The 21,003-nt window shown below is 59.5% G+C and carries 18 protein-coding genes and 6 tRNA genes; 7 read left to right on the top strand and 17 right to left on the bottom strand.

Annotated elements, in window-relative coordinates; all coding sequences use genetic code 11:
* The 4 genes from lpxK to L8H52_RS04770 form a co-directional block, all read right to left on the bottom strand.
* Nucleotides 1-1,011 (bottom strand): tetraacyldisaccharide 4'-kinase, encoded by a 1,011-nt coding sequence (lpxK, locus tag L8H52_RS04785; RefSeq protein WP_242205879.1) that lies wholly within the window; start codon nt 1,009-1,011, stop codon nt 1-3.
* A complete protein-coding gene (locus L8H52_RS04780) occupies nt 1,011-1,439 on the bottom strand; it encodes a biopolymer transporter ExbD (protein ID WP_242205881.1) in 429 nt (142 codons plus the stop codon). The genes lpxK and L8H52_RS04780 overlap by 1 nt, the downstream gene beginning before the upstream one ends.
* Nucleotides 1,436-2,071 carry a MotA/TolQ/ExbB proton channel family protein gene (locus L8H52_RS04775; RefSeq protein WP_178113639.1) on the bottom strand — a complete coding sequence of 212 codons (636 nt, stop codon included), beginning with the start codon at nt 2,069-2,071 and terminating at the stop codon, nt 1,436-1,438. Before L8H52_RS04775 ends, L8H52_RS04780 begins: the two co-directional genes overlap by 4 nt.
* A gap of 101 nt (nt 2,072-2,172) precedes the next feature.
* Nucleotides 2,173-4,407: a DNA internalization-related competence protein ComEC/Rec2 gene (locus L8H52_RS04770; protein WP_242205883.1), complete on the bottom strand. Its 2,235-nt coding sequence runs from the start codon at nt 4,405-4,407 to the stop codon at nt 2,173-2,175.
* 136 nt (nt 4,408-4,543) lie between these two features.
* Here L8H52_RS04770 and L8H52_RS04765 point away from each other — a divergent pair, with 136 nt between their 5' ends.
* On the top strand, nt 4,544-5,062 hold the full coding sequence (locus L8H52_RS04765; protein ID WP_242205885.1) for a DUF2062 domain-containing protein: 519 nt from the start codon (nt 4,544-4,546) through the stop codon (nt 5,060-5,062).
* A 147-nt stretch (nt 5,063-5,209) separates the two neighbouring features.
* Here the strand turns inward: L8H52_RS04765 and L8H52_RS04760 are convergent, their stop codons facing one another.
* From L8H52_RS04760 to L8H52_RS04745, 4 genes are all read right to left on the bottom strand, one after another.
* Nucleotides 5,210-5,989: an ABC transporter permease gene (locus L8H52_RS04760; RefSeq protein ID WP_242205887.1), complete on the bottom strand. Its 780-nt coding sequence runs from the start codon at nt 5,987-5,989 to the stop codon at nt 5,210-5,212.
* The gene (locus tag L8H52_RS04755; RefSeq protein WP_242205889.1) at nt 5,986-6,918 is read right to left on the bottom strand and encodes an ABC transporter ATP-binding protein; all 933 of its coding nucleotides are present in this window, start codon (nt 6,916-6,918) and stop codon (nt 5,986-5,988) included. The genes L8H52_RS04760 and L8H52_RS04755 overlap by 4 nt, the downstream gene beginning before the upstream one ends.
* Nucleotides 6,919-7,041: 123 nt before the next feature.
* Nucleotides 7,042-7,665 carry a glutathione S-transferase gene (locus L8H52_RS04750; RefSeq protein WP_242205891.1) on the bottom strand — a complete coding sequence of 208 codons (624 nt, stop codon included), beginning with the start codon at nt 7,663-7,665 and terminating at the stop codon, nt 7,042-7,044.
* A gap of 43 nt (nt 7,666-7,708) precedes the next feature.
* A complete protein-coding gene (locus tag L8H52_RS04745) occupies nt 7,709-8,368 on the bottom strand; it encodes a transglutaminase family protein (RefSeq protein ID WP_242205893.1) in 660 nt (219 codons plus the stop codon).
* Between the two features lie 248 nt (nt 8,369-8,616).
* Here L8H52_RS04745 and L8H52_RS04740 point away from each other — a divergent pair, with 248 nt between their 5' ends.
* Together L8H52_RS04740 and L8H52_RS04735 are read left to right on the top strand one after the other, a co-directional pair.
* The gene (locus L8H52_RS04740; protein WP_242205894.1) at nt 8,617-11,064 is read left to right on the top strand and encodes an acyl-CoA dehydrogenase; all 2,448 of its coding nucleotides are present in this window, start codon (nt 8,617-8,619) and stop codon (nt 11,062-11,064) included.
* 74 nt (nt 11,065-11,138) lie between these two features.
* Complete coding sequence (locus L8H52_RS04735) at nt 11,139-11,546, top strand: PA2817 family protein (RefSeq protein ID WP_175553490.1); 408 nt, start codon at nt 11,139-11,141, stop codon at nt 11,544-11,546.
* A gap of 63 nt (nt 11,547-11,609) precedes the next feature.
* Here L8H52_RS04735 and L8H52_RS04730 read toward each other — a convergent pair whose 3' ends face one another.
* On the bottom strand, nt 11,610-12,608 hold the full coding sequence (locus tag L8H52_RS04730; protein WP_242205895.1) for a LysR family transcriptional regulator: 999 nt from the start codon (nt 12,606-12,608) through the stop codon (nt 11,610-11,612).
* 90 nt (nt 12,609-12,698) lie between these two features.
* On the opposite strand from L8H52_RS04730, the gene L8H52_RS04725 reads away from it, so the two are divergent.
* From L8H52_RS04725 to L8H52_RS04715, 3 genes are all read left to right on the top strand, one after another.
* Nucleotides 12,699-13,325 (top strand): alanyl-tRNA editing protein, encoded by a 627-nt coding sequence (locus L8H52_RS04725; RefSeq protein ID WP_242205897.1) that lies wholly within the window; start codon nt 12,699-12,701, stop codon nt 13,323-13,325.
* Between the two features lie 89 nt (nt 13,326-13,414).
* Complete coding sequence (locus L8H52_RS04720) at nt 13,415-14,185, top strand: 2OG-Fe(II) oxygenase (protein ID WP_242205899.1); 771 nt, start codon at nt 13,415-13,417, stop codon at nt 14,183-14,185.
* 1 nt (nt 14,186) lies between these two features.
* Nucleotides 14,187-14,825 (top strand): LysE family translocator, encoded by a 639-nt coding sequence (locus L8H52_RS04715; protein WP_242205903.1) that lies wholly within the window; start codon nt 14,187-14,189, stop codon nt 14,823-14,825.
* 130 nt (nt 14,826-14,955) lie between these two features.
* Here the strand turns inward: L8H52_RS04715 and L8H52_RS04710 are convergent.
* The 6 genes from L8H52_RS04710 to L8H52_RS04685 form a co-directional block, all read right to left on the bottom strand.
* Nucleotides 14,956-15,031, bottom strand: a tRNA-Gly gene (locus L8H52_RS04710).
* 2 nt (nt 15,032-15,033) lie between these two features.
* Nucleotides 15,034-15,109: transfer RNA gene (locus L8H52_RS04705), tRNA-Glu, on the bottom strand.
* A 58-nt stretch (nt 15,110-15,167) separates the two neighbouring features.
* A tRNA-Gly gene (locus tag L8H52_RS04700) sits at nt 15,168-15,243 on the bottom strand.
* Between the two features lie 3 nt (nt 15,244-15,246).
* Nucleotides 15,247-15,322: transfer RNA gene (locus L8H52_RS04695), tRNA-Glu, on the bottom strand.
* A 104-nt stretch (nt 15,323-15,426) separates the two neighbouring features.
* Nucleotides 15,427-15,502 (bottom strand) — tRNA-Gly (locus L8H52_RS04690).
* Between the two features lie 2 nt (nt 15,503-15,504).
* Nucleotides 15,505-15,580 (bottom strand) — tRNA-Glu (locus L8H52_RS04685).
* 384 nt (nt 15,581-15,964) lie between these two features.
* On the opposite strand from L8H52_RS04685, the gene L8H52_RS04680 reads away from it, so the two are divergent.
* Complete coding sequence (locus L8H52_RS04680) at nt 15,965-16,723, top strand: hypothetical protein (RefSeq protein WP_174245077.1); 759 nt, start codon at nt 15,965-15,967, stop codon at nt 16,721-16,723.
* Nucleotides 16,724-17,407: 684 nt separating this feature from the next.
* Here L8H52_RS04680 and L8H52_RS04675 read toward each other — a convergent pair.
* Nucleotides 17,408-19,375 carry a methyl-accepting chemotaxis protein gene (locus L8H52_RS04675; protein ID WP_242205905.1) on the bottom strand — a complete coding sequence of 656 codons (1,968 nt, stop codon included), beginning with the start codon at nt 19,373-19,375 and terminating at the stop codon, nt 17,408-17,410.
* 109 nt (nt 19,376-19,484) lie between these two features.
* Nucleotides 19,485-20,885 carry a PLP-dependent aminotransferase family protein gene (locus L8H52_RS04670; RefSeq protein WP_242205907.1) on the bottom strand — a complete coding sequence of 467 codons (1,401 nt, stop codon included), beginning with the start codon at nt 20,883-20,885 and terminating at the stop codon, nt 19,485-19,487.
* Nucleotides 20,886-21,003: the final 118 nt, after the last annotated feature.

Below are 21,003 nucleotides of genomic sequence, written 5' to 3'. Positions count from 1 at the left end.
TTAAGGCAAAAGCCGATCGGGCAACAGGCGCATCAGCTGCGTGTCAAACCAGGCCACGAAGGCCGGTGACGGCACGGCATCGACGGCCAGATACCACCAGTCGGCAGCAGCAAAAGAGCGGCACTTCACCGCGTCTTTTTCGGTCATCACCAACGGCAATGACGGTGTGAAATTCAAGGCTTGCACGCTGTATTCGGCGTGGTCGGCAAACGCATGGGGGACTGCGCGCCAGTCTAGCGCTTCGAGGGTATTGAAGAAACGTTGCGGATTGCCGATGCCGGCGACCGCGTGCACAGCCTGGCCCGCCGGCAAATGATCGAGCGGTTTACGCTCGCCGCTGTGCAGATTGACCAGCGCAGTGGGTTGCAGATGGAAAGCGAAACCGTCGTCGCGATCTTCGGTGGCACCGTTGAACAGCACGCCGTCGACGCTTTGCAGGCGTTCGATCGGCTCGCGCAAAGGCCCGGCGGGCAGGCAACGCTTGTTGCCGAGGCCGCGAGCGGCGTCGATCAGCACCAGCTCCAGATCCCGCGCCAGACGATAATGCTGCATGCCGTCATCGGAGAGGATCAGGTCGAGCGGTTCACTGGCGAGCAAGGCTTTGACGGCCGCGCTGCGATCGGGATCGATCATCAGCGGCACACCCGTGCGCTGCACGATCAGCAGCGGTTCGTCACCGGCAATGTCGGCGGTTTGATCGGCCGCAACGCGCCAGGGCAATTGTGGCGGCTTGGCACCGTAACCACGACTGACCACACCGACGCGCAAACCGCTGCGCCGGCAGTGCTCGATCAACCACAGAATCATCGGTGTCTTGCCGGTACCGCCGACGGTGATGTTACCCACCACAATCAACGGCACCGGAGGCTGATAGATCTCGCCTTCACCGTCGAGAAAGCGCTGGCGTTTACCCACCACCACACGGCGATAGAGCATTTCCAGCGGCCGCAGCAGCGTCAGGGCCGGGTGCCCCTGATACCACGCAGCGAGCAAACGATCGGACAGGCTCATCAGGATTTGGGCGCCGCCTCGACCGTGGTCATGCGCAGATGGCTGAAACCGAGCTTGCCGGCCGCGTCCATGGCGGTGATCACTGATTGATGCTGAGTCTTGCCGTCGGCACTGATCGACAACGGCATGTTGGTGTCACCGTTGGACTCTTTCTGCATGGCTTCCATCAGGGTCGCCAGGTCGTTCTTCGGCAGAATCCTGTTGTTCACCGAAAACACGCCCTCAGCGCTGATGGCCACGTCGATCTGCTTGAGCTGCTGATCTTCGGCCGGCGAGCCACTGACCGCTTCCGGCAGATCAACGCGCAACTGGGTTTCACGGGTAAACGTGGTGGTCACGACGAAAAACAGCAGCAGGATGAACACCACGTCGATCAGCGACGCGAGGTTGATGTCCACGGTTTCCCGGGGCTTGCGACGGAATTTCACGCGCGGCCCTCGGTCAGGTCGACGTCACGGTCGCCCTGCACCACTTCAACCAGTTTGATCGCTTCCTGTTCCATACCGACCACCAGTTCATCGATGCGGCGTTGCAGGAACCGGTGGAAGAATACCGCTGGAATACCGACCATCAGGCCTGCGGCGGTGGTGATCAGCGCTTTGGAAATACCGCCGGCCAGCACCGAGGCATTGGTAGTCATGCCCGAGCCGGTGAACGCGCTGAAAATGTCGATCATGCCCAGCACCGTGCCGAGCAGACCCAGCAACGGCGCCATGGCCGCGATGGTGCCGAGTGCATTGATGTAACGCTCAAGCTCATGAATGACCCGCGCGGCGGCTTCTTCGATGCACTCTTTCATGATCTCGCGACCATGTTTGGAGTTGGCCAGGCCGGCGGCGAGGATTTCCCCCAGCGGCGAATTGGCGCGCAACTCCTTGAGTTTTTCTTTATTGAGTTGCTTGTCCTTGATCCAGACCCAGACCTGGCCCAGCAGATGCTCGGGGGTGACGCGACTGGCGCGCAGGGTCCACAGGCGCTCGGCGACGATCGCCATGGCCGCGATGGAGCTCAGAATGATCGGCAACATCATCCAGCCGCCGGATTTGACCAATTCCCACACAGTGACAGTCCCCTCGAAAAAGTGCGCCACTTTACCATACCGATTGACGATTAAGACCCGCCGCCCCGACGACCGTGATGTGCCATCCATGCTGGCACCGATCAACGGGCGAGCGCCGGCGGATCACGCCAGAAACGCCGCTGTTGACGCATCGTCCACGGCGCTTTGAAGCGGCCCAGTTGCAGATGAATGGCGCCCTCCTCGGCGCTGTCGTAGATGCGCAGACCCAGTTTGCGATAACGCGCCAGCACGGTCGGATGCGGATGGCCGAAGGAGTTGCCCTGCCCACGGGAAATCAGCACGGCCTCTGGTTGCAACACCCTGAGCAGCGCCATTGACGATGAACTTCGGCTACCGTGATGGGGTGATTGCAGCCATGGCGTCGGCACGGCCAATGGACTGTCGAGCAGCGCGCGTTCGGCGTGGGTGTCGATATCGCCAGTCAGCAACAGGCGCTCGCCATTGGCCTCGATTTGCAAGACGCAGGAGCGCTGATTGCTGTCGCGGGCGTCCGGCCACTGCCAGAGTTGAAAAGTGACCCCGTCCCACTGCCATTGCCGGCCGCTTTCGCAGGCTTCGGCGCTCAATTGCGCGGGCAGTCCCGCCGGGTCGCCGCTGATGACTTGATCGACGGTCAAACCACGGGTGATCGCCAAAGCGCCGCCAGCGTGATCGGCATCCGCATGGCTAAGCAGCATCAGATCGAGTTTTTCCACTCTCAGTTTGCGCAACGCGGGCAGCACCACCCGCTCGCCGAGATCGAAATCACCAAAGCGCGGCCCAGCGTCATAGAGCAGCGTGTGATGCCGGGTGCGGATCAGGATGGCCAGGCCTTGGCCGACATCCAGTTGCCAGATGTCGGCCAGTCCCGCATCCAGCCGTTCGCGTGGCGGCACCACCAGCAGCAACAGCAATGGCCAGCCCAGCGGGCGCAATGGCACGCCGCGCGGCAACAGCAACAACACCGCGCCGAGGCTGCCCGCAGCCAAGACCCAGACGGGTATCGAGGGTGCGATCCATGCAGGCAAATGCCCGGCCATTATCGCCAGCGCGCGAAACAACCCGTCGATCAGACCACCCGCCAGCCACAGCAGCCCTGCGCCGACATAGGGTATGGGCAACAACACCGTCCCGAGCAACGCCGGCGGCAGCACGACAAGACTGACCCAAGGCACTGCAAGCAGATTGGCCAGCGGCCCGCTGAGACTGATCGGCAGGTTCAGTGCCAGCAACACCGGGCACAAACCGAGCGCAATCAACCATTGCGCCCGCGTCCAGGTCTGCCACCAGCGCCACGCGCCCAAACGACCGCCAAAGGTAAAGATCAACACAGCCACTGCGGCAAACGAGAGCCACAACCCTGGACGCAAACTGGCGAGCGGATCCAGCAGCAAAACACCATTGAACGCCAGCAGCAGCGGCCACCAGGCCCCCAGATGACGAAAGCGCAAACGCCACAACAGCACCAGCCCGACCATCACACAGGCGCGCTGTACCGGCACGTCGAACCCGGCAAGCAAGGCGTAACCCAACGCCGCCGTAAATGCCAGTCCACAGGCCCATGGCAGCCACGGCCAACGCCGCGGCCACAAGCCAAATCGCGCCAACCCTGCGACCAGCCAATACATCACCGCTGCCAGCAATCCAATGTGCTGCCCGGAAATCACCAGCAAATGCACGGTGCCGGTGTCCTGCAGAATCTGCCAGTCCTCGCGACTGAGCCCCGAGCCATCGCCCAGCACCAACGCGGCCAGCGCTCCGTTACGTCCCTGTGCATCGACACTCAGCAAGCGCTGGCGAATGCTGTCGCGCCAGGCCCAGCGCGCTTCGCTCAGGCGCTGGCCGTCCTTGATCGTGCCAGTCGCTCCGATGCGTTGCGCCAGTAACCACGCTTCATAATCGAAAGCCTCGGGATTACGCAAACCCGCGGGACGCTTCAACTTCACCGCCAGACGCCAGCGCTCGCCGCTATTGACCGCAGGCCCGGCGTACCACGCAAGCCGCATCAGCGATGGCAGTTTTTCGTGACGTGAGCGCGCATCAGCCAACTCGAAACGCACCACGCCGTCGCTGTTTTGCGGCAACCCGACCACCCGCCCTTCGAGCCAGCGGGTTTCGCCATCCAGTTCAGCCGGCAATCGATCATTCAACGCCCATTGCGCACCGACGCTGGCCCAGGTGAATCCCAGCAGAAAAAACGCCAATGGAAAGCTGCGAAACGGCAGCAACATCAAAGCCGCCACCGGCAACAACAGCATCAACCAGACCGGCGGTAAGGCCGGCATAAAAACCGGGGCCAGCAGACCGACTGCCAGCGCCATCATCCCTGTGCGCATAAGCCCGTCCTTGAGAGTCCCGCACTTAGGCATAGCGGGTGTCGGGCACCGGCGTCGTCAACAATTGTCACAAAGTCTGAATGGGCGCTTCGTAGAATCCAGACATACTTGCCGCCTTAACCGACCGAGAAGCCTTATGCCCCGGCGCTTATTCAAACGTTACATGCCCGACCCGACGAGCATCAGGGAACACAAATCCTTACGCTTTCTCGGCAAGTTGCTGCATGACCCGAACCTCTGGCACCTCAATCGTCACTCGGTCGCGCGGGCGATGGCGGTCGGTTTGTTTGCCGCATTCCTGCCGATTCCTTTGCAGATGCTGGTGGCCGCCGCGCTGGCCATCACTGTGCGGGGCAACATGCCGATCGCCGTCAGCCTGGTCTGGCTGACCAACCCGATCACCATGCCGGCGGTGTTCTTCTGCACTTATCAGGCGGGTGCGTGGTTGATGGATGTGCCCGCCCGGCATCTGCCGGATGAGCTGACCTGGGAATGGATCAGCGGCGAGTTGTCGACGTTGTGGCAGCCGTTTTTGCTCGGTTCGGTGGTGGTGGGATTGGTGCTCGGCGCCCTCGCCTACTTCATTGTGATGATGTATTGGCGCTGGTGGGTGGCGCGGCAATGGGCGCGGCGCAAGAAAAACCGAATGCGCTGAATGCAAAACGGCCTCCGCAGTGGGAGGCCGTTTTGATTTGTGGCGTTTGCATTCGCGAGCAGGCTCGCTCCCACATTGGATCTTTGTTGTGCCGAAGATCCCCTGTGGGAGCGAGCCTGCTCGCGAAGAAGTCGACGCGGTTCTGGATCAGGTACGCATCCCGCGTCCACTTACCAGCAACCGCGCACAACCGAGATACAGCACCACTGTCGCCACCAGCATAAAGGTGATCGCGATGCCGATCTTGATATCCGACACACCCAGAATCCCGTAGCGGAACGCATTGACCATGTGCAGCACCGGGTTGGCCAGCGACACGGTCTGCCAGAACGGCGGCAGCAAGGTGATCGAGTAGAACACCCCGCCCAGGTACGTCAGCGGCGTCAGCACAAAGGTCGGGATGATCGAAATATCATCGAAATTGCGCGCAAACACCGCGTTGATGAAGCCCAGCAAGGAGAAAATCGTTGCCGTCAGCACCACCACCAGAATGGTCACACCGAGGTGATGCACCTGCAAATGGGTGAAAAACATCGACAGAATCGTCACGATCACGCCGACCATCAAACCGCGCAGCACGCCACCAATGGTGAAGCCAATCAGAATCGTGTGTGGCGACACCGGCGACACCATCAATTCCTCGATGGAGCGCTGGAACTTGCTGCCGAAGAAACTCGAGACCACGTTGCCGTAGGAGTTGGTGATCACCGACATCATGATCAGCCCCGGCACGATGTACTCCATGTAAGTGAAGCCACCCATGTCGCCGATCTGCCGGCCGATCAGGTTACCGAAAATCACGAAGTACAGAACCATGGTGATCGCTGGCGGCAGCAGGGTCTGCGGCCAGATCCGCGTGAAGCGTTTGACCTCGCGGTAAACAATGGTCTGCAGCGCGACGAGGTTGGGACGGAATTCGGAACTCATACCGCCACCTTCGACAGATTTTTCTCCACCAGGGACACGAACAGCTCCTCGAGGCGATTGGTTTTGTTACGCAGGCTCAATACTTCGATGTTCTGCTGCGCCAACTGAGTGAACAACGCCGTGATGCCCATGGATTTGTCGACCTGGACTTCCAGCGTATGGCTGTCGATCAACCGGGACGGATAACCGAGCAGTTGCGGCGCGACGTTCAAGTCGTTTTTCAGGTCCAGCAAGAAGGTTTCCACGTGCAGCTGGCCGAGCAATTGTTTCATGCTGGTGTTTTCGACGATGGTGCCGTGGTCGATGATGCCGATGTTGCGGCACAACTGCTCAGCCTCTTCCAGATAGTGCGTGGTGAGGATGATGGTGATGCCTTTCTGGTTCAGTTCGGTGAGGAACGTCCACATCGAACGGCGCAGCTCGATATCGACGCCTGCGGTCGGCTCATCGAGGATCAGCAGACGCGGTTCGTGCACCAGCGCACGGGCAATCATCAGGCGCCGTTTCATGCCGCCGGACAACGAGCGCGACGGCACATCGCGCTTGTCCCACAGGCCGAGCTGGGTCAGATATTGCTCGGCACGTTCCTTGGCAACTTTCGCCGGAATGCCGTAGTAACCGGCCTGAGTGACGACGATGTCGAAGGTCTTTTCAAACTGGTTGAAGTTGAATTCCTGCGGCACCACGCCGATCGAGCGCTTGAGCTGCGCAGGATTCTTGTCCAGGTCATGACCGAAGATATTTACGCTGCCGCTGGTCTTGTTGACCAGGGTCGAGAGGATGCCGATGGTCGTGGATTTGCCAGCACCGTTGGGGCCGAGCAAGGCGAAAAAATCACCTTCGGCGACGTCCAGATCGATACCACTCAAGGCCTGGAACCCGTTGCCGTAGGTTTTGGTTAGCTGCCGGATGGACAGAGCGGAACTCATATCTGATTTACGCACCATTGAAGGAAAAAAAGAGACGGCGGCGAAAGATCGAACCGCAGCGCAAGTGCGCAATGGTGCTTGCCGCCGCCGCACAAGTACAGTCAAGTGTGTCGATAGTAGGTATTAAGTCAACGCGGTCATAACGGCTTTTTTATAAGCCGGACGCTGCTTCAAGCGCTCGTACCAGGCTTGCAGATGCGGTTGCGGCGCACGCTCGATGGGCATCCCGAACCAGGCATAAATGAAACTGCCGAGCGGGATATCGCCCATGCCGATGTCTGCGCCAGACAGATACGGTTGGCTGGCGAGTGCCTGATCCGCCATGCCCAGCAACTCGTTGCATTCCTTGATCGCGGCATTGATCGCCGCCCAGTCCTGCTTGTCCGCTGGCGTGCGTAGCACACCCCAGAACACCGTGCGGAAAGGACCGGCAAAACTCGATGCGGTCCAGTCCATCCACTTGTCAGCGACGGCGCGGGCTTGTGGATCCGCCGAATACCAATTGCTGCCGGACGCATGTTTGGCCAGCAGATAACGAACGATGGCATTGGATTCCCACAGCACGAAGCCGTCGTCTTCGATCACTGGCACCCGACCGTTCGGGTTCATCGCCCGGTACTCAGGAGTGTCGACGACGCCGAATGCGCCACCGGCATCGATCGCCTCGTAAGCCAGACCGAGTTCCTCGGCCGCCCACAATGGCTTCCTGACATTCGATGAGTTTTTCCGTCCCCAGATCTTCAGCATGACCGGCTCTTTTCAAATGAGTGGGCAGGCAGCATACGCCGGATCAGACGCGGCTCAAATCACTCTGCATATCGCCCAGCAATGACCGCTGCTGATCGGTGAACAGATGCGGATAGCACTTTTGCAAATGTTCGAAGAAGAAGGTTTCCGGGACATCGGCGAATTGTCCGTGATCGACCAAGTACTCCATCAACTGTGCACCGTCGCGGTTGAACGGGTGGAAAACGCTGTCGTTGACGCCGTCGAACTCCAGCGGCGCGACGTTGAACAACTCGCAGAGCTTCCGATTGAACGCCGGCGTGGCCTTGACCCAGCGATCATTGAGAAAAAACTCGGTGTAGCCGTGCATGGCGAACATGTCGCTTTTCAATAACTCGAGCAGACGCGGGGTCGAGAGGTGATTTTTCACGTCGGCCAGACCAATCCGCGCCGGGATCCCGCAATGCCGGGCGCAACCCGCCAGCAGCGTGGCTTTCGGTACGCAGTAACTCTCCCGCGTCGCCAGCGCATAACTGCCGCACAAGGTCTGCGGATCACGGCTGAAGGTGTACGGGTTGTAGCGCACCGCCTCACGCACCGCGTAATAAAGACTGATCGCCTGCGCGAGCGGATCGCGGCTGGCGCCCCGATGCTGTTCGGCGAACTCCACCACCGCCGGGTGGTCACTATCGATGAAGCGGCCGGGGCTCAGATACTCGTGCATGACGACAATCTCCTGAATGAGTCTGGAGTCTAGCGACAGCTTCAGCACAGAGATAACGACGTTTCGGCCAAACTTGGACGCAAAGAGGCGGATCGACCGAACGATTTCCCACACGTGTTGCCCACCGAACCTACGAAAACCATCCGGGGTTTCCCACGATTTCAATCACCTTGGTCTGACCACCCGGTTTTACAGATGCGGTCTAAGCTCTGGAGGGTCGATTTGCCTTGGTTCACGGAGGACTGAATATGCTGTTGTTGTGGATACTGGTTTTGATCGTTGGCGTGGCGTATCTCGCCCACCGGCGTATTTCGCCTCTGCCCGCGTTGGGCATCGTTGCCGTCTACCTGTTGGCGATGGGGATATTCAGTCACGCACCGGGCTGGTTGTTGCTGGTGTTCTGGGTCTTGCTGGCGGTGGTCGCTGCACCGTTGCTGCTGCCCGACCTGCGCCGTAAGCACTTCACCGCGCCGCTGTTCAACTGGTTCCAGAAAACCCTGCCACCGATGTCGCAGACCGAACGCGACGCGATCGACGCCGGCACCGTGTGGTGGGATGGCGAGCTGTTCAGCGGCCGTCCGGACTGGGACAAACTGCTGGCCTATCCCAAGGCGCAATTGAGCGAAGAAGAGCAGGCCTTCATCGATGGCCCGACCGAAGAGCTTTGCGCGATGGTCACAGACTGGCAGATCGGCCAGTCGATGGACCTGCCGGCCGAAGCCTGGGCACACATCAAGGAACACGGCTTTTTTGCCCTGATCATTCCGAAAGAATTTGGCGGCAAAGGCTTCTCGGCCTACGCCCACTCGCAAGTGGCGATGAAACTCGCCACCCGCAGCGGCGACCTCGCCTCAACCGTGATGGTGCCCAACTCCCTCGGCCCGGCCGAACTGCTGCTGCATTACGGCACCGACGAACAACGCAATCACTACTTGCCACGACTGGCCCGGGGCGATGACATCCCCTGTTTCGCCCTCACCGGCCCGCTCGCCGGCTCCGATGCCGGGGCGATGCCCGACACCGGGATCATCTGCAAAGGCCAATGGGAAGGTCAGGAAGTCATCGGTCTGCGCTTGAACTGGGAAAAACGCTACATCACTCTCGGCCCTGTGGCGACCCTGCTCGGCCTGGCTTTCAAAGCCTACGACCCGGAGCATCTGCTGGGTGACAAAGAAGACCTCGGCATCAGTCTCGCGCTGATCCCGACCGATACCGCTGGCGTGGAAATCGGCCGTCGTCACCTGCCGCTGGGCGCGGCATTCATGAACGGCCCGAACTCCGGCAAGGACGTGTTCATCCCGCTGGACTTCCTCATCGGCGGTCAGGAAATGCTCGGCAAGGGCTGGATGATGCTGATGAACTGCCTGTCGGTCGGCCGTTCAATCTCGTTGCCGGCAGTCGGTACCGGCGCGGCCAAATTCACCAGCCTGGTCACCGGCCAGTACGCGCAGATTCGTGAACAGTTCAACGTGCCGTTGTCGGCATTTGAGGGCATTCAGGAAGCGATGGCACGCATCGGCGGCAACGCGTGGATGATGGACGCGGCGCGGATGCTCACGGCCAACGCCGTGGATCTCGGCGAGAAGCCTTCAGTGCTGTCGGCGATCCTCAAGTATCACCTGACCGAACGCGGTCGCGAATGCATCAGCCACGCCATGGATGTACACGGCGGCAAGGCGATCATCATGGGCCCGAACAACTACCTCGGGCGTAGCTGGAACGGTGCACCGATCTTCATCACCGTAGAAGGCGCGAACATCCTGTCGCGTAACCTGATGATCTTCGGTCAGGGTGCGATTCGCTGCCATCCGTTTGTCCTGAAGGAAATGGCTCTGGCCGGTCGCGAGGACAAGGATCAGGCGCTGAAAGAGTTCGATGGCCTGCTGCTCAAACACATCGGTTTCGCCGTGAGCAACGCTGCCAGCACGCTGGTGCTGAACCTCGGCTTCGGCCACTTCGAACATGCGCCGGGCGACAAGATCAGTCAGGGTTATTTCCGCGCGCTCAACCGTCAGGCAGCCGCGTTCGCCATGCTCGCGGACTTCAGCATGATGTTGCTGGGCGGCGAATTGAAACGTCGTGAGCGTCTGTCGGCACGCTTGGGTGATGTGCTGAGCAACCTGTATCTGGCCTCTGCCGCACTCAAGCGTTATCACGATCTGGATTCGCCGGCCTACATGGAGCCGTTGTTCAGATGGGCGATGGAAGAAAGCCTTGGCCAAGCGGAACGGGCCATGGATGAGCTGCTGCGCAACTTCCCCAACAAGGTGTTCGGCTGCCTGCTGCGCGTCATCGTCTTCCCGTTTGGCCGTCGTCACAAAGGTCCGTCGGACAAACTCGGTGCCGAAGTGGCTGGCGTGATTGGTCGCGCCAAGGGTGATCCGGCGCTGGAAGAACTGCTTGCCGGTTGCTACCGCCCGCAGTCGGCAGACGATGCGGTCGGGGCATTGCAACATGCCAGTGATCTGCTGAACGCTGCGCAGCCGCTGCACAAAAAACTGCACACTTCGCTGAAAAGCGGTCAGGTCAAACCGGTGGCGGGCGAACACGCCATCGATGCCGCGCTTGAGGCAGGTGTGTTGCAACCGGTGGAAGCACAGAGTCTGCGTGATGCCGAAGCGGCGCGACGCAAGGTGATCGATGTCGATGATTTCGACAAAGAAGAACTGAAACAGGCAGAGGGCAAAGTCCGCTGATCCTGACAGGCATGTCCAAGAGGGCGCAGGAGCTTTATACTCCCGCGCCCGTTTTGCTCTTGAGGACTTATCTCGTGTCCAACGTCGTTGCCGATCATCTTGTTTTGCTCGACCACCTGCGCAGTATCCTGGTCGCCGTAGGTGAGGCCGAACAGGTTCCCGAAGAAAGCCATGCCTTGTTCCTGGAGCGCTTCGACGAACTGCTGGCATCGCTGCCGATCGATCCGATCGAAAGCCAATACCTGGGCCAGGACATCCTGACTCAAGTGATTACCCGTTATCCGCAAATCGCCCACCTGATCCCGCGCGATTTGCTGTGGTTCTTCGCCGGCGACTGCCTGCACTACCTGTCCGATGAAGAAATCGACTTGTATCAGGCGCTGGAAGAACGTCGCTTCGAAGCTGAACAGAACGACGAACCGTTCGACTGGAATCAGGAAAAGCAGCTGCTGGCGATGTCCGCTCAGGACAGCAAGCACTGATTTTCCCCCGGTAATGAAAAGGCCCGCATGGTGATCCCTGCGGGCCCTTTCTTTGCGCGGGCGTTAAAGCAGGCCTTCGCTTTCAGGCAATTCGTACTCCATCGACACTTTGCTCCCTTCGCCGGACTTGCCCGGTTTGCTCAGGGTTGGCTCCTTTTGCAGGCACTCCACCAGGAAATCGATAAACACCCGCAACTTCGGCGGCAGATACCGCGTCGGCGAATGCAGCAACCACAGCCCGCCGTGATAGGACGCAAGGAACGTCCAGTCAGGCAAAACCTGCACAATCAACTTTTGCTCAAGTGCATAGCGGGCGGTGAAATAAGGCAGGCTGCCAATGCCGATGTGCTGCAACACCGCGCCCAATCGCACGCCAGTGTGGTTGGCGGCATAGCGTCCGCGCACTCCCACCGTCACAGCCTTGCTGCCTTTCTTGAATTTCCAGCGCGCGTCGCTTGGGGTTTCACCCAGATAGATACAGCTGTGATTGAGCAAGTCATGAGGGTGAGTCGGAGTGCCATGTTCGGTCAGATACTGCGGCGTCGCACAGAGCAAATGGTCGATGGTCAACAACTGGCGACCGACCAGCCCGGCCGGTGGCCGATCCGTGATGCGAATGGCCAGGTCAACATGATCGTCGATCAAATCAACCTGACGATCTTCCAGCAGCAACTCGACATCGACCTTGGGATAACGCCGCAGAAATTCCGGCATATGCGGATGAATCACAAAGCGCCCCACCGCTTTCGGCACGCTGACCCGCACCAGGCCTTCGGCTTCATGGGTGAACTGACCGCTGATTTCCATGACGGACTTGGCTGCGCTGACCATTTCCTGACAGCGCTTGAACACCTCCTCGCCGCCGTCACTCAGGCGCAGTTTGCGCGTGGTGCGCTGCAGAAGTCGTGTGGCCAAGGCTTTTTCCAGGCGCGAAATACTGCGACTGACTGCCGACGGCGAAGACCCTAACTGGCGAGCGGCTTCAGAGAAGCTGCCGGTTTCCACCACCTTGACGAAAATCGCCATTTCACCCAGCAGTGGCAACGGTAGATTGATGCTCACAGCGCACAAGTCCTTTGATGTTTGAACGGATTATCACGTTATTACACGATTCATATAATAAAAATAGAAACTTTAATAAGGGCATGGAATATGACGCTTCGCCTCTTTTTCCATAGTGATGACCTCAAGGCCAATGTGGAAGTCCTCGACTGCACGCCCCATGAGAACGAATTTGCCGTGGTGCTGCGCGCCACATTGTTTCATCCGCAAGGTGGCGGTCAGCCGTGTGACACCGGCTGGATCGGCGAGAGCCAGGTACTGCGTGTCGTGCAGGAGCCGGAACGGATCATTCATTTTGTCGATCGGCCCGTGGCGCTCGGCATGACCTGCATCCGCATCGACGAAGAGCGTCGCCGCTTCAACACACGCATGCATTCGGCCGGGCATCTGATCGGCCATTTCGTGCAGGCACTGGGCTGGACGCCGATCAAGGCACATCACTGGCCGGACGAAGGTCGAGTGCAATTCAAACCCGGCGATGCCGCGCAGGAAGTCGACGCAGAGACCGTTCAATACGGCATTGGCCAGTGGATCGAGCACGACCTGCCGCGCCTGACCTCGCTGCGCGAAGGCGCCCGGGAAATCGGTTTTGGTGACCTGCCCGCCTATGGCTGCGGCGGCACCCATGTACGCAGCCTGAAGGATCTGGGCACAGTCACGATCGCGGCCCTTTCGCAGAAGAAGGGCACGTTGTCCGTCCACTACAACGTGGATTGAGCATTTCGGACGCTGCCTCACGCAGCGTCCGTCGCCGGGGAACCGCATTCGCCGGTTCCGTTGACTATCGATAGATGGACCTAAATAACATGATGCTAGACGTCGAGCGTCTCGATGAGACGTGCATAAAAAAACTGGCCAACGAAGAAGTCCTCGCCATCCGCGTCAAAGGCTTTTTGCCTGAGCCGCTGGCCATTCAGATTGGCGACAAGATTCTCGCTCCAGGCTTCGAGGGTTACATCAATGCGCCGAGCATCGGCCGTATCGGCATGGCCTTTTACGAGGCAGAGAATCAGCCACTGCTGATCGAGGACTACTTCGAACGCGCGACCAGCAACATCGCGGAACTGCGCAATCGCTGTGCGCCCTACTCCTCACCCATCGATACCTTGCGCTGCATGCTCGACGAATCCTGGCCGGCCGGCGCGCACCTGGAAAATCTTTACGGCCGGAAAATGTATGTCGGTCTTTCGCGAGTGGTGAAACCGGGCGTGTGCTTCCTCGCCCACCACGACATTTTCGCCAAGGATGCCCCGGACAGCTTCCAGGCACGCAGCCTGGAGGCGCAGTTCGCCTGCAACGTCTATCTGAACATGCCGACCGAGGGCGGCGCGTTGCAAATGTGGGACGACGACATCACCCCGGACCAATTCGACGAGATGCGTGGCGACAGTTACGGCATCGAACCGGAGCGGCTCGGCCCTCCCGCCCTTGAAGTGAGACCGCAACCCGGCGATTTCATCATGTTCAATTCGCGGCGCATGCACTCGGTGACCCCGGGCGTGGCCGATCCGCGCTTGAGTCTTTCCTTTTTTGTCGGCTATCGCGGCAATGCTTCACCCCTGACCTACTGGAGCTGAGATGTATTCGAATTATCTGGGCGAGTTTCTGGCGCTGGCCACCATTCACTTTCTGGCCGTGGTTGCTCCCGGCCCGGACTTCGCAGTCACGATTCGTCAAAGCGTACGCTTTGGCCGACTGGTGGGGATCTGCACGGCGCTGGGGATCGGCGCAGGGATTTCCGTGCACGTGCTCTACACGTTGCTTGGCGTCGGCGCGCTGATGCACACCACGCCGTGGTTGCTGACCGTGGCCAAAGTGGTGGGCGGTGCTTACATCCTGTATCTGGGTGTCAGTCTGCTGCGCAGCAAACCGAAATCAACCGTTGAAGGCGAGAAAACCAGCGAGGAACCGTTAGTTGAACAAACCTTGTTCAAAGCCTTCAGCACCGGTTTTCTGACCAATGCGACCAACCCCAAAGCCACACTGTTTTTCCTGGCCATTTTCACCACGATCATCAGCGCCGAAACACCTCTGCAAATCCAGGCGTTCTACGGTTTGTGGATGTGCTTTGTAAACGCGTTGTGGTTCGTGATCGTTGCGCTGTTTTTCTCAAGCAGCAAAGTACGCCTGCTGTTCATGCGCATGGGCCATTGGTTTGAACGCACCATGGGCGTGGTGCTGATCCTGTTTGCCGGCCGCTTGATGCTGTCCTGGTAAGCAGTTGCAAAAACGCAAAAAAGGCCCGCCGAATCACTTCGGCGGGCCTCTTTTCTTTAGGACCGATAGCACAGCCACAAATCGCGCGCATACAAAAACGCCGCTCTGTTGAGCGGCGTTTTTGTGAATATGGAGCGGGAAACGAGACTCGAACTCGCGACCCCGACCTTGGCAAGGTCGTGCTCTACCAACTGAGCTATTCCCGCAATGGCGTCCCCTAGGGGACTCGAACCCCTGTTACCGCCGTGAAAGGGCGGTGTCCTAGGCCACTAGACGAAGGGGACACAGGCTACAACTTTCACTCAATAAAAACGCCGCTCACTGAGCGGCGTCTTTAGAATTTGGAGCGGGAAACGAGACTCGAACTCGCGACCCCGACCTTGGCAAGGTCGTGCTCTACCAACTGAGCTATTCCCGCAAATGGCGTCCCCTAGGGGACTCGAACCCCTGTTACCGCCGTGAAAGGGCGGTGTCCTAGGCCACTAGACGAAGGGGACACGCTACCCGGAACACATGGTGTGTGTTTCGGTGTCCAGATCCGTATCCGAAGACTTGGTTCTGGTTTCACTCAGCCCCGCCCGAAAGCAGTGCTGTTTAAAATTGGAGCGGGAAACGAGACTCGAACTCGCGACCCCGACCTTGGCAAGGTCGTGCTCTACCAACTGAGCTATTCCCGCATTGGCGTCCCCTAGGGGACTCGAACCCCTGTTACCGCCGTGAAAGGGCGGTGTCCTAGGCCACTAGACGAAGGGGACACACTACAACATTCACTCCCTGCCGCGCTTCGCTGTGTGCTTTACGCTGCAAGTGGCGCGCATTCTATGGATGGATTGAGAGGTCGTCAACCCCTTGATATAAATTTATTTAAATCAATGACTTCGACCTGCTTTACGGCGGCAATCGGGCTTTTCCGTCGCCCGACGATTGACGCCTATATTCCGCCACCCGCCAAGACGTTATAGTCCACCGCGCAGTGATGGCAATCTGCACATGCATCGCCAGCATTCATATAAGCAGCATGCGGCCGATACAGATTGAACCTGCCGAACCAACCAGTCGAGCGGCGCTAGGCGGTTAAATGCCCAGCCACTACACTCGCATGCGAACCCTATAAAGAGGTCTTACCGGTGACACCACTCATGATCACCCTGCTTGTCATAGCCGGGATCGCAATTCTGATCGCCATTGGCTACATGAACCATGTGGTGGAAAACAACAAACTGGAGAAGGCCCGCACCAAGGTCGAACTCAACGACCGCCTGCGCCGCTGCGGCGAACTGACCGAAACTTTTCCGGGCCAGTTCATGACCCCGGCACTCAAGCTGCTGCTGACGCGCCTGGAACTGAACGTCTGCCAGCGCCTGCTGAACCTGGAAAAAACCAGCGCCACCACCAAAGCGCGCATCACCGAACTGAGCGCTCTGGTCGCCCAAGGCGAATCAATTCCGGTCAACAACCCGCCGTCGCCGATTCTGACCGAAGCAAAAGCCAAAGACGTGCGCTTCCTGCTCGAAGCCCTCCACGGCCAAATCACCCGCGCCGCCCACGACGGCTTCCTGCCTCCAAACGAAGCCAAACACTGGATTCGCGAAGTCCGCCACATTCTGGTGCTGCTGCACATCGAGTTCTTCAACAACCTCGGCCAACAGTCCCTGCAACAAAACCAGCCCGGCCAGGCCCGCCTCGCCTTCGAACGCGGCGTGCAATACCTGCGCAAACAGCAGGATCCACAAATGTATGCAGAACAACTGCAATACCTGGAAAAACTCCTGGCCCGCGCCAACGCCCAGGTCATGGACAAAATTGCACCGGTTGAAGGTGAAGAGAACCAACTGACCGCCGGCCTAAAAGATGTCGAGGCCGATGCGGACTGGAAGAAGAAAGTGATTTACGACTGATTGCCGATATTGCGAGAGAAGCCACCGAGAGGTGGCTTTTTTGTGGGCTCGCGGGAGTGAACCCGATAGTCAACCGGTGAATGAGAGGACGCTTTCGCGAGCAGGCTCGCTCCCACAAGGGGGCTGAGTACATCTGACAGAGGTTGGTCGGCTATCCGGCCGTCATCGCGAGCAGGCTCACTCCTACATTGGGACTGAGTACATCTGACAAAGATGGGTCGGCTGTCAGGCCGCCTTCGTCGGAACGGCGCCCGGAACAAGCTCGCTCCCACAGAAGATCAAGAGCAGACCGCGCATCGCTTCCGCTTCTCACCACTCAACAGGATGAGCGTTAGCTCGGCTGCCGCTCTTGATCTTGATCCACGGGCGACGTCGGAAGGCTGAGTGGAGGGATTCATCCGGGCGTGGGAGCGCAGCGACCGTTTGGCGCAGCCAAATGCATCGAGAGGAGGTGCAGCGAAGCAAACCGGAGGCGATGCGCCCGGAGGGATCCCGGAGCGAAGGAACCTCGAGCCCCAGCGAGCGGGCCGCACGTAGGAGCAAGCGTTTTTGGTTACTTTTTAGGCGTTTGTAAAAAGTGACCCGCCGTAAGGGCGGAACCCTAATCAGCAACACCCGAAGCAACGGATATCCCCCCAAAACCCCAAGAGCCTGGCCGGCCCAAAGGCCGCCAAGCCCAAAGCGTCAAAGCCGAAAATGCCCAACCATCCCACGCAACCCACTCCCCAACTGCGCCAGCTCAACACTCGAAGCCGCATTCCCGCGCATCGCAATCGACGACTGATCCGCACTCGCGCGAATACTCGTCACACTGCGATTGATCTCCTCCGCCACCGAACTCTGCTCCTCGGCCGCCGCCGCAATCTGCTGATTCATCTGCTGAATCAACGACACCGCCGCCGCAATACTGCCCAGCGCACTCTCGGTCTGCAGCGCATCACTGACCGCCAGCTTCACCAACTCCCCGCTACTCTGTATCTGCTGCACAGAAGCATCGGCTGCCGAACGCAACGCACTGACCAGTCGTTCAATCTCCTCAGTCGATTGCTGCGTGCGCCGAGCCAGCGCGCGCACCTCATCGGCCACCACCGCAAAGCCCCTGCCCTGCTCCCCTGCCCGCGCTGCCTCTATCGCGGCATTCAGCGCCAATAGATTGGTCTGTTCAGCGACACTCTTGATCACCCCCAGCACCGTGCCGATATTCTGGATTTCCGCACTGAGGCTTTCGATGCTGGAACTGGCCGACGTCGCCGAGTCGGCCAATTGTTCGATCCGCACCATGCTCTGGCGCACCACCTGCTGCCCACTCTCGACCTTGTCGTCCGCCGTTTGTGCGGCCAGCGCCGCCTCTTCGGCGTTGCGCGCAACGTCATGCACGGTGGCGGTCATCTGATTCATCGCCGTGGCGACCTGCTCGGTTTCTTCCTTCTGGCTGCTGACCTCAAGGTTGGTCTGCTCGGTGACCGCCGACAACGATTGCGCCGAACTGGCCAGTTGCTCGATCCCCGCCTGCAAGCCACTGACGATCGTGCTCAGCCCCGCCCCCATCTGTTGCATCGCCAGCATCAACTGACCGATTTCGTCCCGGCGGGTCACTTGCACGGTTGCACTCAAGTCACCGGCGGCAATCTTTTGCGCGACCTGAATCACGCTGCGCAAGGGTGCGACGATCAGTCGAGTGATCAGCCAAGCGGCGAGCAAGCCGACCAGCAACGCCAGCGCCGATGAACCAATGATCAGCAGCGAGTTTTTCTTCAGTTCCGCCTGCATCGCGCCGTCTTCAGCGACATAAGCCTGATTCACCCGCTCGACCACCTGGTCGGCACGCTGGTGCAATTGCTCGTAGACGGTTTTTTCCTGCGCGAGCAATCCGGTGTACTCAGCCAGTTTTTCGTTGAAACCGGCGATATGCCCGGACACTTCATTGAGGACGGTCAGATAGCCCTCGTCCTTGACCGTGGTCTTCAGTTCCTCGGCCTGCGTCTGCGCTTGAGCGGCCTGCTCGATATTGCCCTTGCCGGCGCTGTCGGCATCGCCCTTGCGGCTTTGATCGAGACGAATCCGCGCTTCATTCATTGCCTGCAACATCAACCGGGAGACCTGGCTGACCTGACTGGCCTGCTCGATGAACTGCGCACCGTCCTTGCCCTCGGTGTCCTTCAAGGTATAGGCGCCATCATCGGCTAGCCCTGCCTGCAACACGTCAAGATTATTGGCCACACTGGACACCGACCAACTGGCCATTTCCAGCGCGAGGTCCTTGGCCTGAGTCAACGACACGAACTCGTCGAACGCCTTGCGATAAGCGCCAAGCGACTGCTGCACATCATTCATGACCGGCACATTGGCCGCCGACTGCGCCTTGAGCTGATCAGCCAGAGCCACCAGTTCGTCGACGCCCTTACGCAGGGCATCGGCCGTCTTCGGATTGCCGCGCAAGGCATATTCCTGCTCGAGCAGGCGCACCTTGAGCAGGCCACTGTTGAGCGAGGACATCTGTTTCAGCCCGTCGAAGCGCTGACTGATGGTTTGCAGGGACCAGACGCCAATGGCCGCCACCAGCGCGGTCAACAGCAAAACCAGCACAAACCCGATACCCAGTTTTTTTGCCATACCGAGGTTGGCAAAACGTCCTTGCATGGCCGAAATCATTGCGCGTAGTCCCCTGCCATTGTCAGTAGAGCGAAGAGTCGCAACGGCCATCCACCCGCACAAGTCTCTGGCGTCGGAATAATGGCAAAAAGCTACGCCCGCGTCGTTTTCAGAACACTTGAGGTCGATCCGCACCGGTGTTGCGGAAAAACTGCCGGGCGCGCGGATCGCAGGCGTACGCAACATTGATACGCAACCAGTCGCCCGTCTCGCCACTGGGACTGAATGCATCCGGCGCTGACAGCAACACGCCGCAGCGTTGCGCCTGTCGAAGTATTCGAGAGTGATCGGTCACGCGCGAACGTGCCCAGATGAACAGCCCGCTTGAAGGTTTGCCGAAAACCTCCCAATCGGCGTCCTCCAGGGCCTGCAATGCGGCAGCCCGGTCGGCATTCAGACGCTGACGCTGGCGCTGTACCAGCTTGCGGTAAGCGCCACAGCCCATCAGGCTGGCCAGCACGGCCTCGGAAAACCTCGATGCGCCGAGGCCGCTGATCATCTTGACCTGCGCCAGCCGCCTGACAATTTCGCTGTCGGCGAAGACGAACCCGACCCGCAACGAACTGCTCAGGGTCTTGGAAAAACTGCCCACGTAGATGACTCGCCCCTCTTCGTCCAGCGCCGCCAGTCGTGTACCGTTACCGGTGTGCAAGTCCGCGTAGACATCGTCTTCGATCAAGCGCACATCGTAGGCTTTGCTCAGTTGCAGGATGCGTTGCGCCACGCTTGGCGACAGACAACTGCCGGTGGGGTTGTGATGATGACTGTTGATGAACACCGCACTTGGCCGAAACTGTCGCAACAAACACTCCAGTGCTTCGATGTCCGGCCCGGTCGGGGTGCGGCGCACCTCGAGCATGCGCACGCCATGCAGACGCAGCAGGTCGAACAGCGGCGCATACCCAGGGGTTTCGACCACCACGCAGTCACCGGCCTTGAACAAGGTGCGCACGATCAGATCCAGCGCATGGCTGGCACCGCAGGTACTCAACAACTGCGAACTGCGGGCCTCGATACTCAGCAGCTTGAGGCGTTTGACGATCTGCTCGCGCAGTGCTGGAAGCCCCAAGGGCGTGCTGTAGTTGAACAGGCTGGCCATGTCAGTACGAGCCACTTCGCGCAGCGCATAGCTGAGGTCGTCAGGCTCGCGCCAGCTTTGCGGCAGACCACCGCCCCCCAGTTTCAAGCCGTCTGCGGCCTCGCAGACTGCATCGCACCAGGCATAACGCCCCTCGAAAGGCGCCAGTTCATCTTCTGCCCCCAGCATCGCTGGCGCGGCAGCGACAATGAACCCGGTGCCTTGGCATGAGCTCAAAACACCCTGCGATACCAGCCGTTCACACGCCTCGACCACACACGACTGGCTGAGCAGATTGCCTCGGGCAATTTGCCGAACCGAAGGCAAACGAGTAGCCGGCGGCACACCACTTTGCAGGATCCACTCCGTCAGTCCGTCAACAATCTGCTGCACGACCGGCACCATTGCCTGTCGATCAATTCTCAATTCCATGAGCAAGCAAACTCCTGTCCGTTTTGCTGGCGGCAGTAAATCACAGCCGCGCCGGACAGGCTGTGCGACAACGCCGTCAAAAGCGACCGTTCTAACCGCTTGATACACATTGTTTAAG

The organism is Pseudomonas sp. CROZ-RG-20F-R04-15 (genome assembly GCF_022662375.1).
In the GTDB taxonomy this organism is placed as follows: Bacteria; Pseudomonadota; Gammaproteobacteria; order Pseudomonadales; family Pseudomonadaceae; genus Aquipseudomonas.
This window is presented reverse-complemented; position numbering and strand designations above follow the sequence as displayed.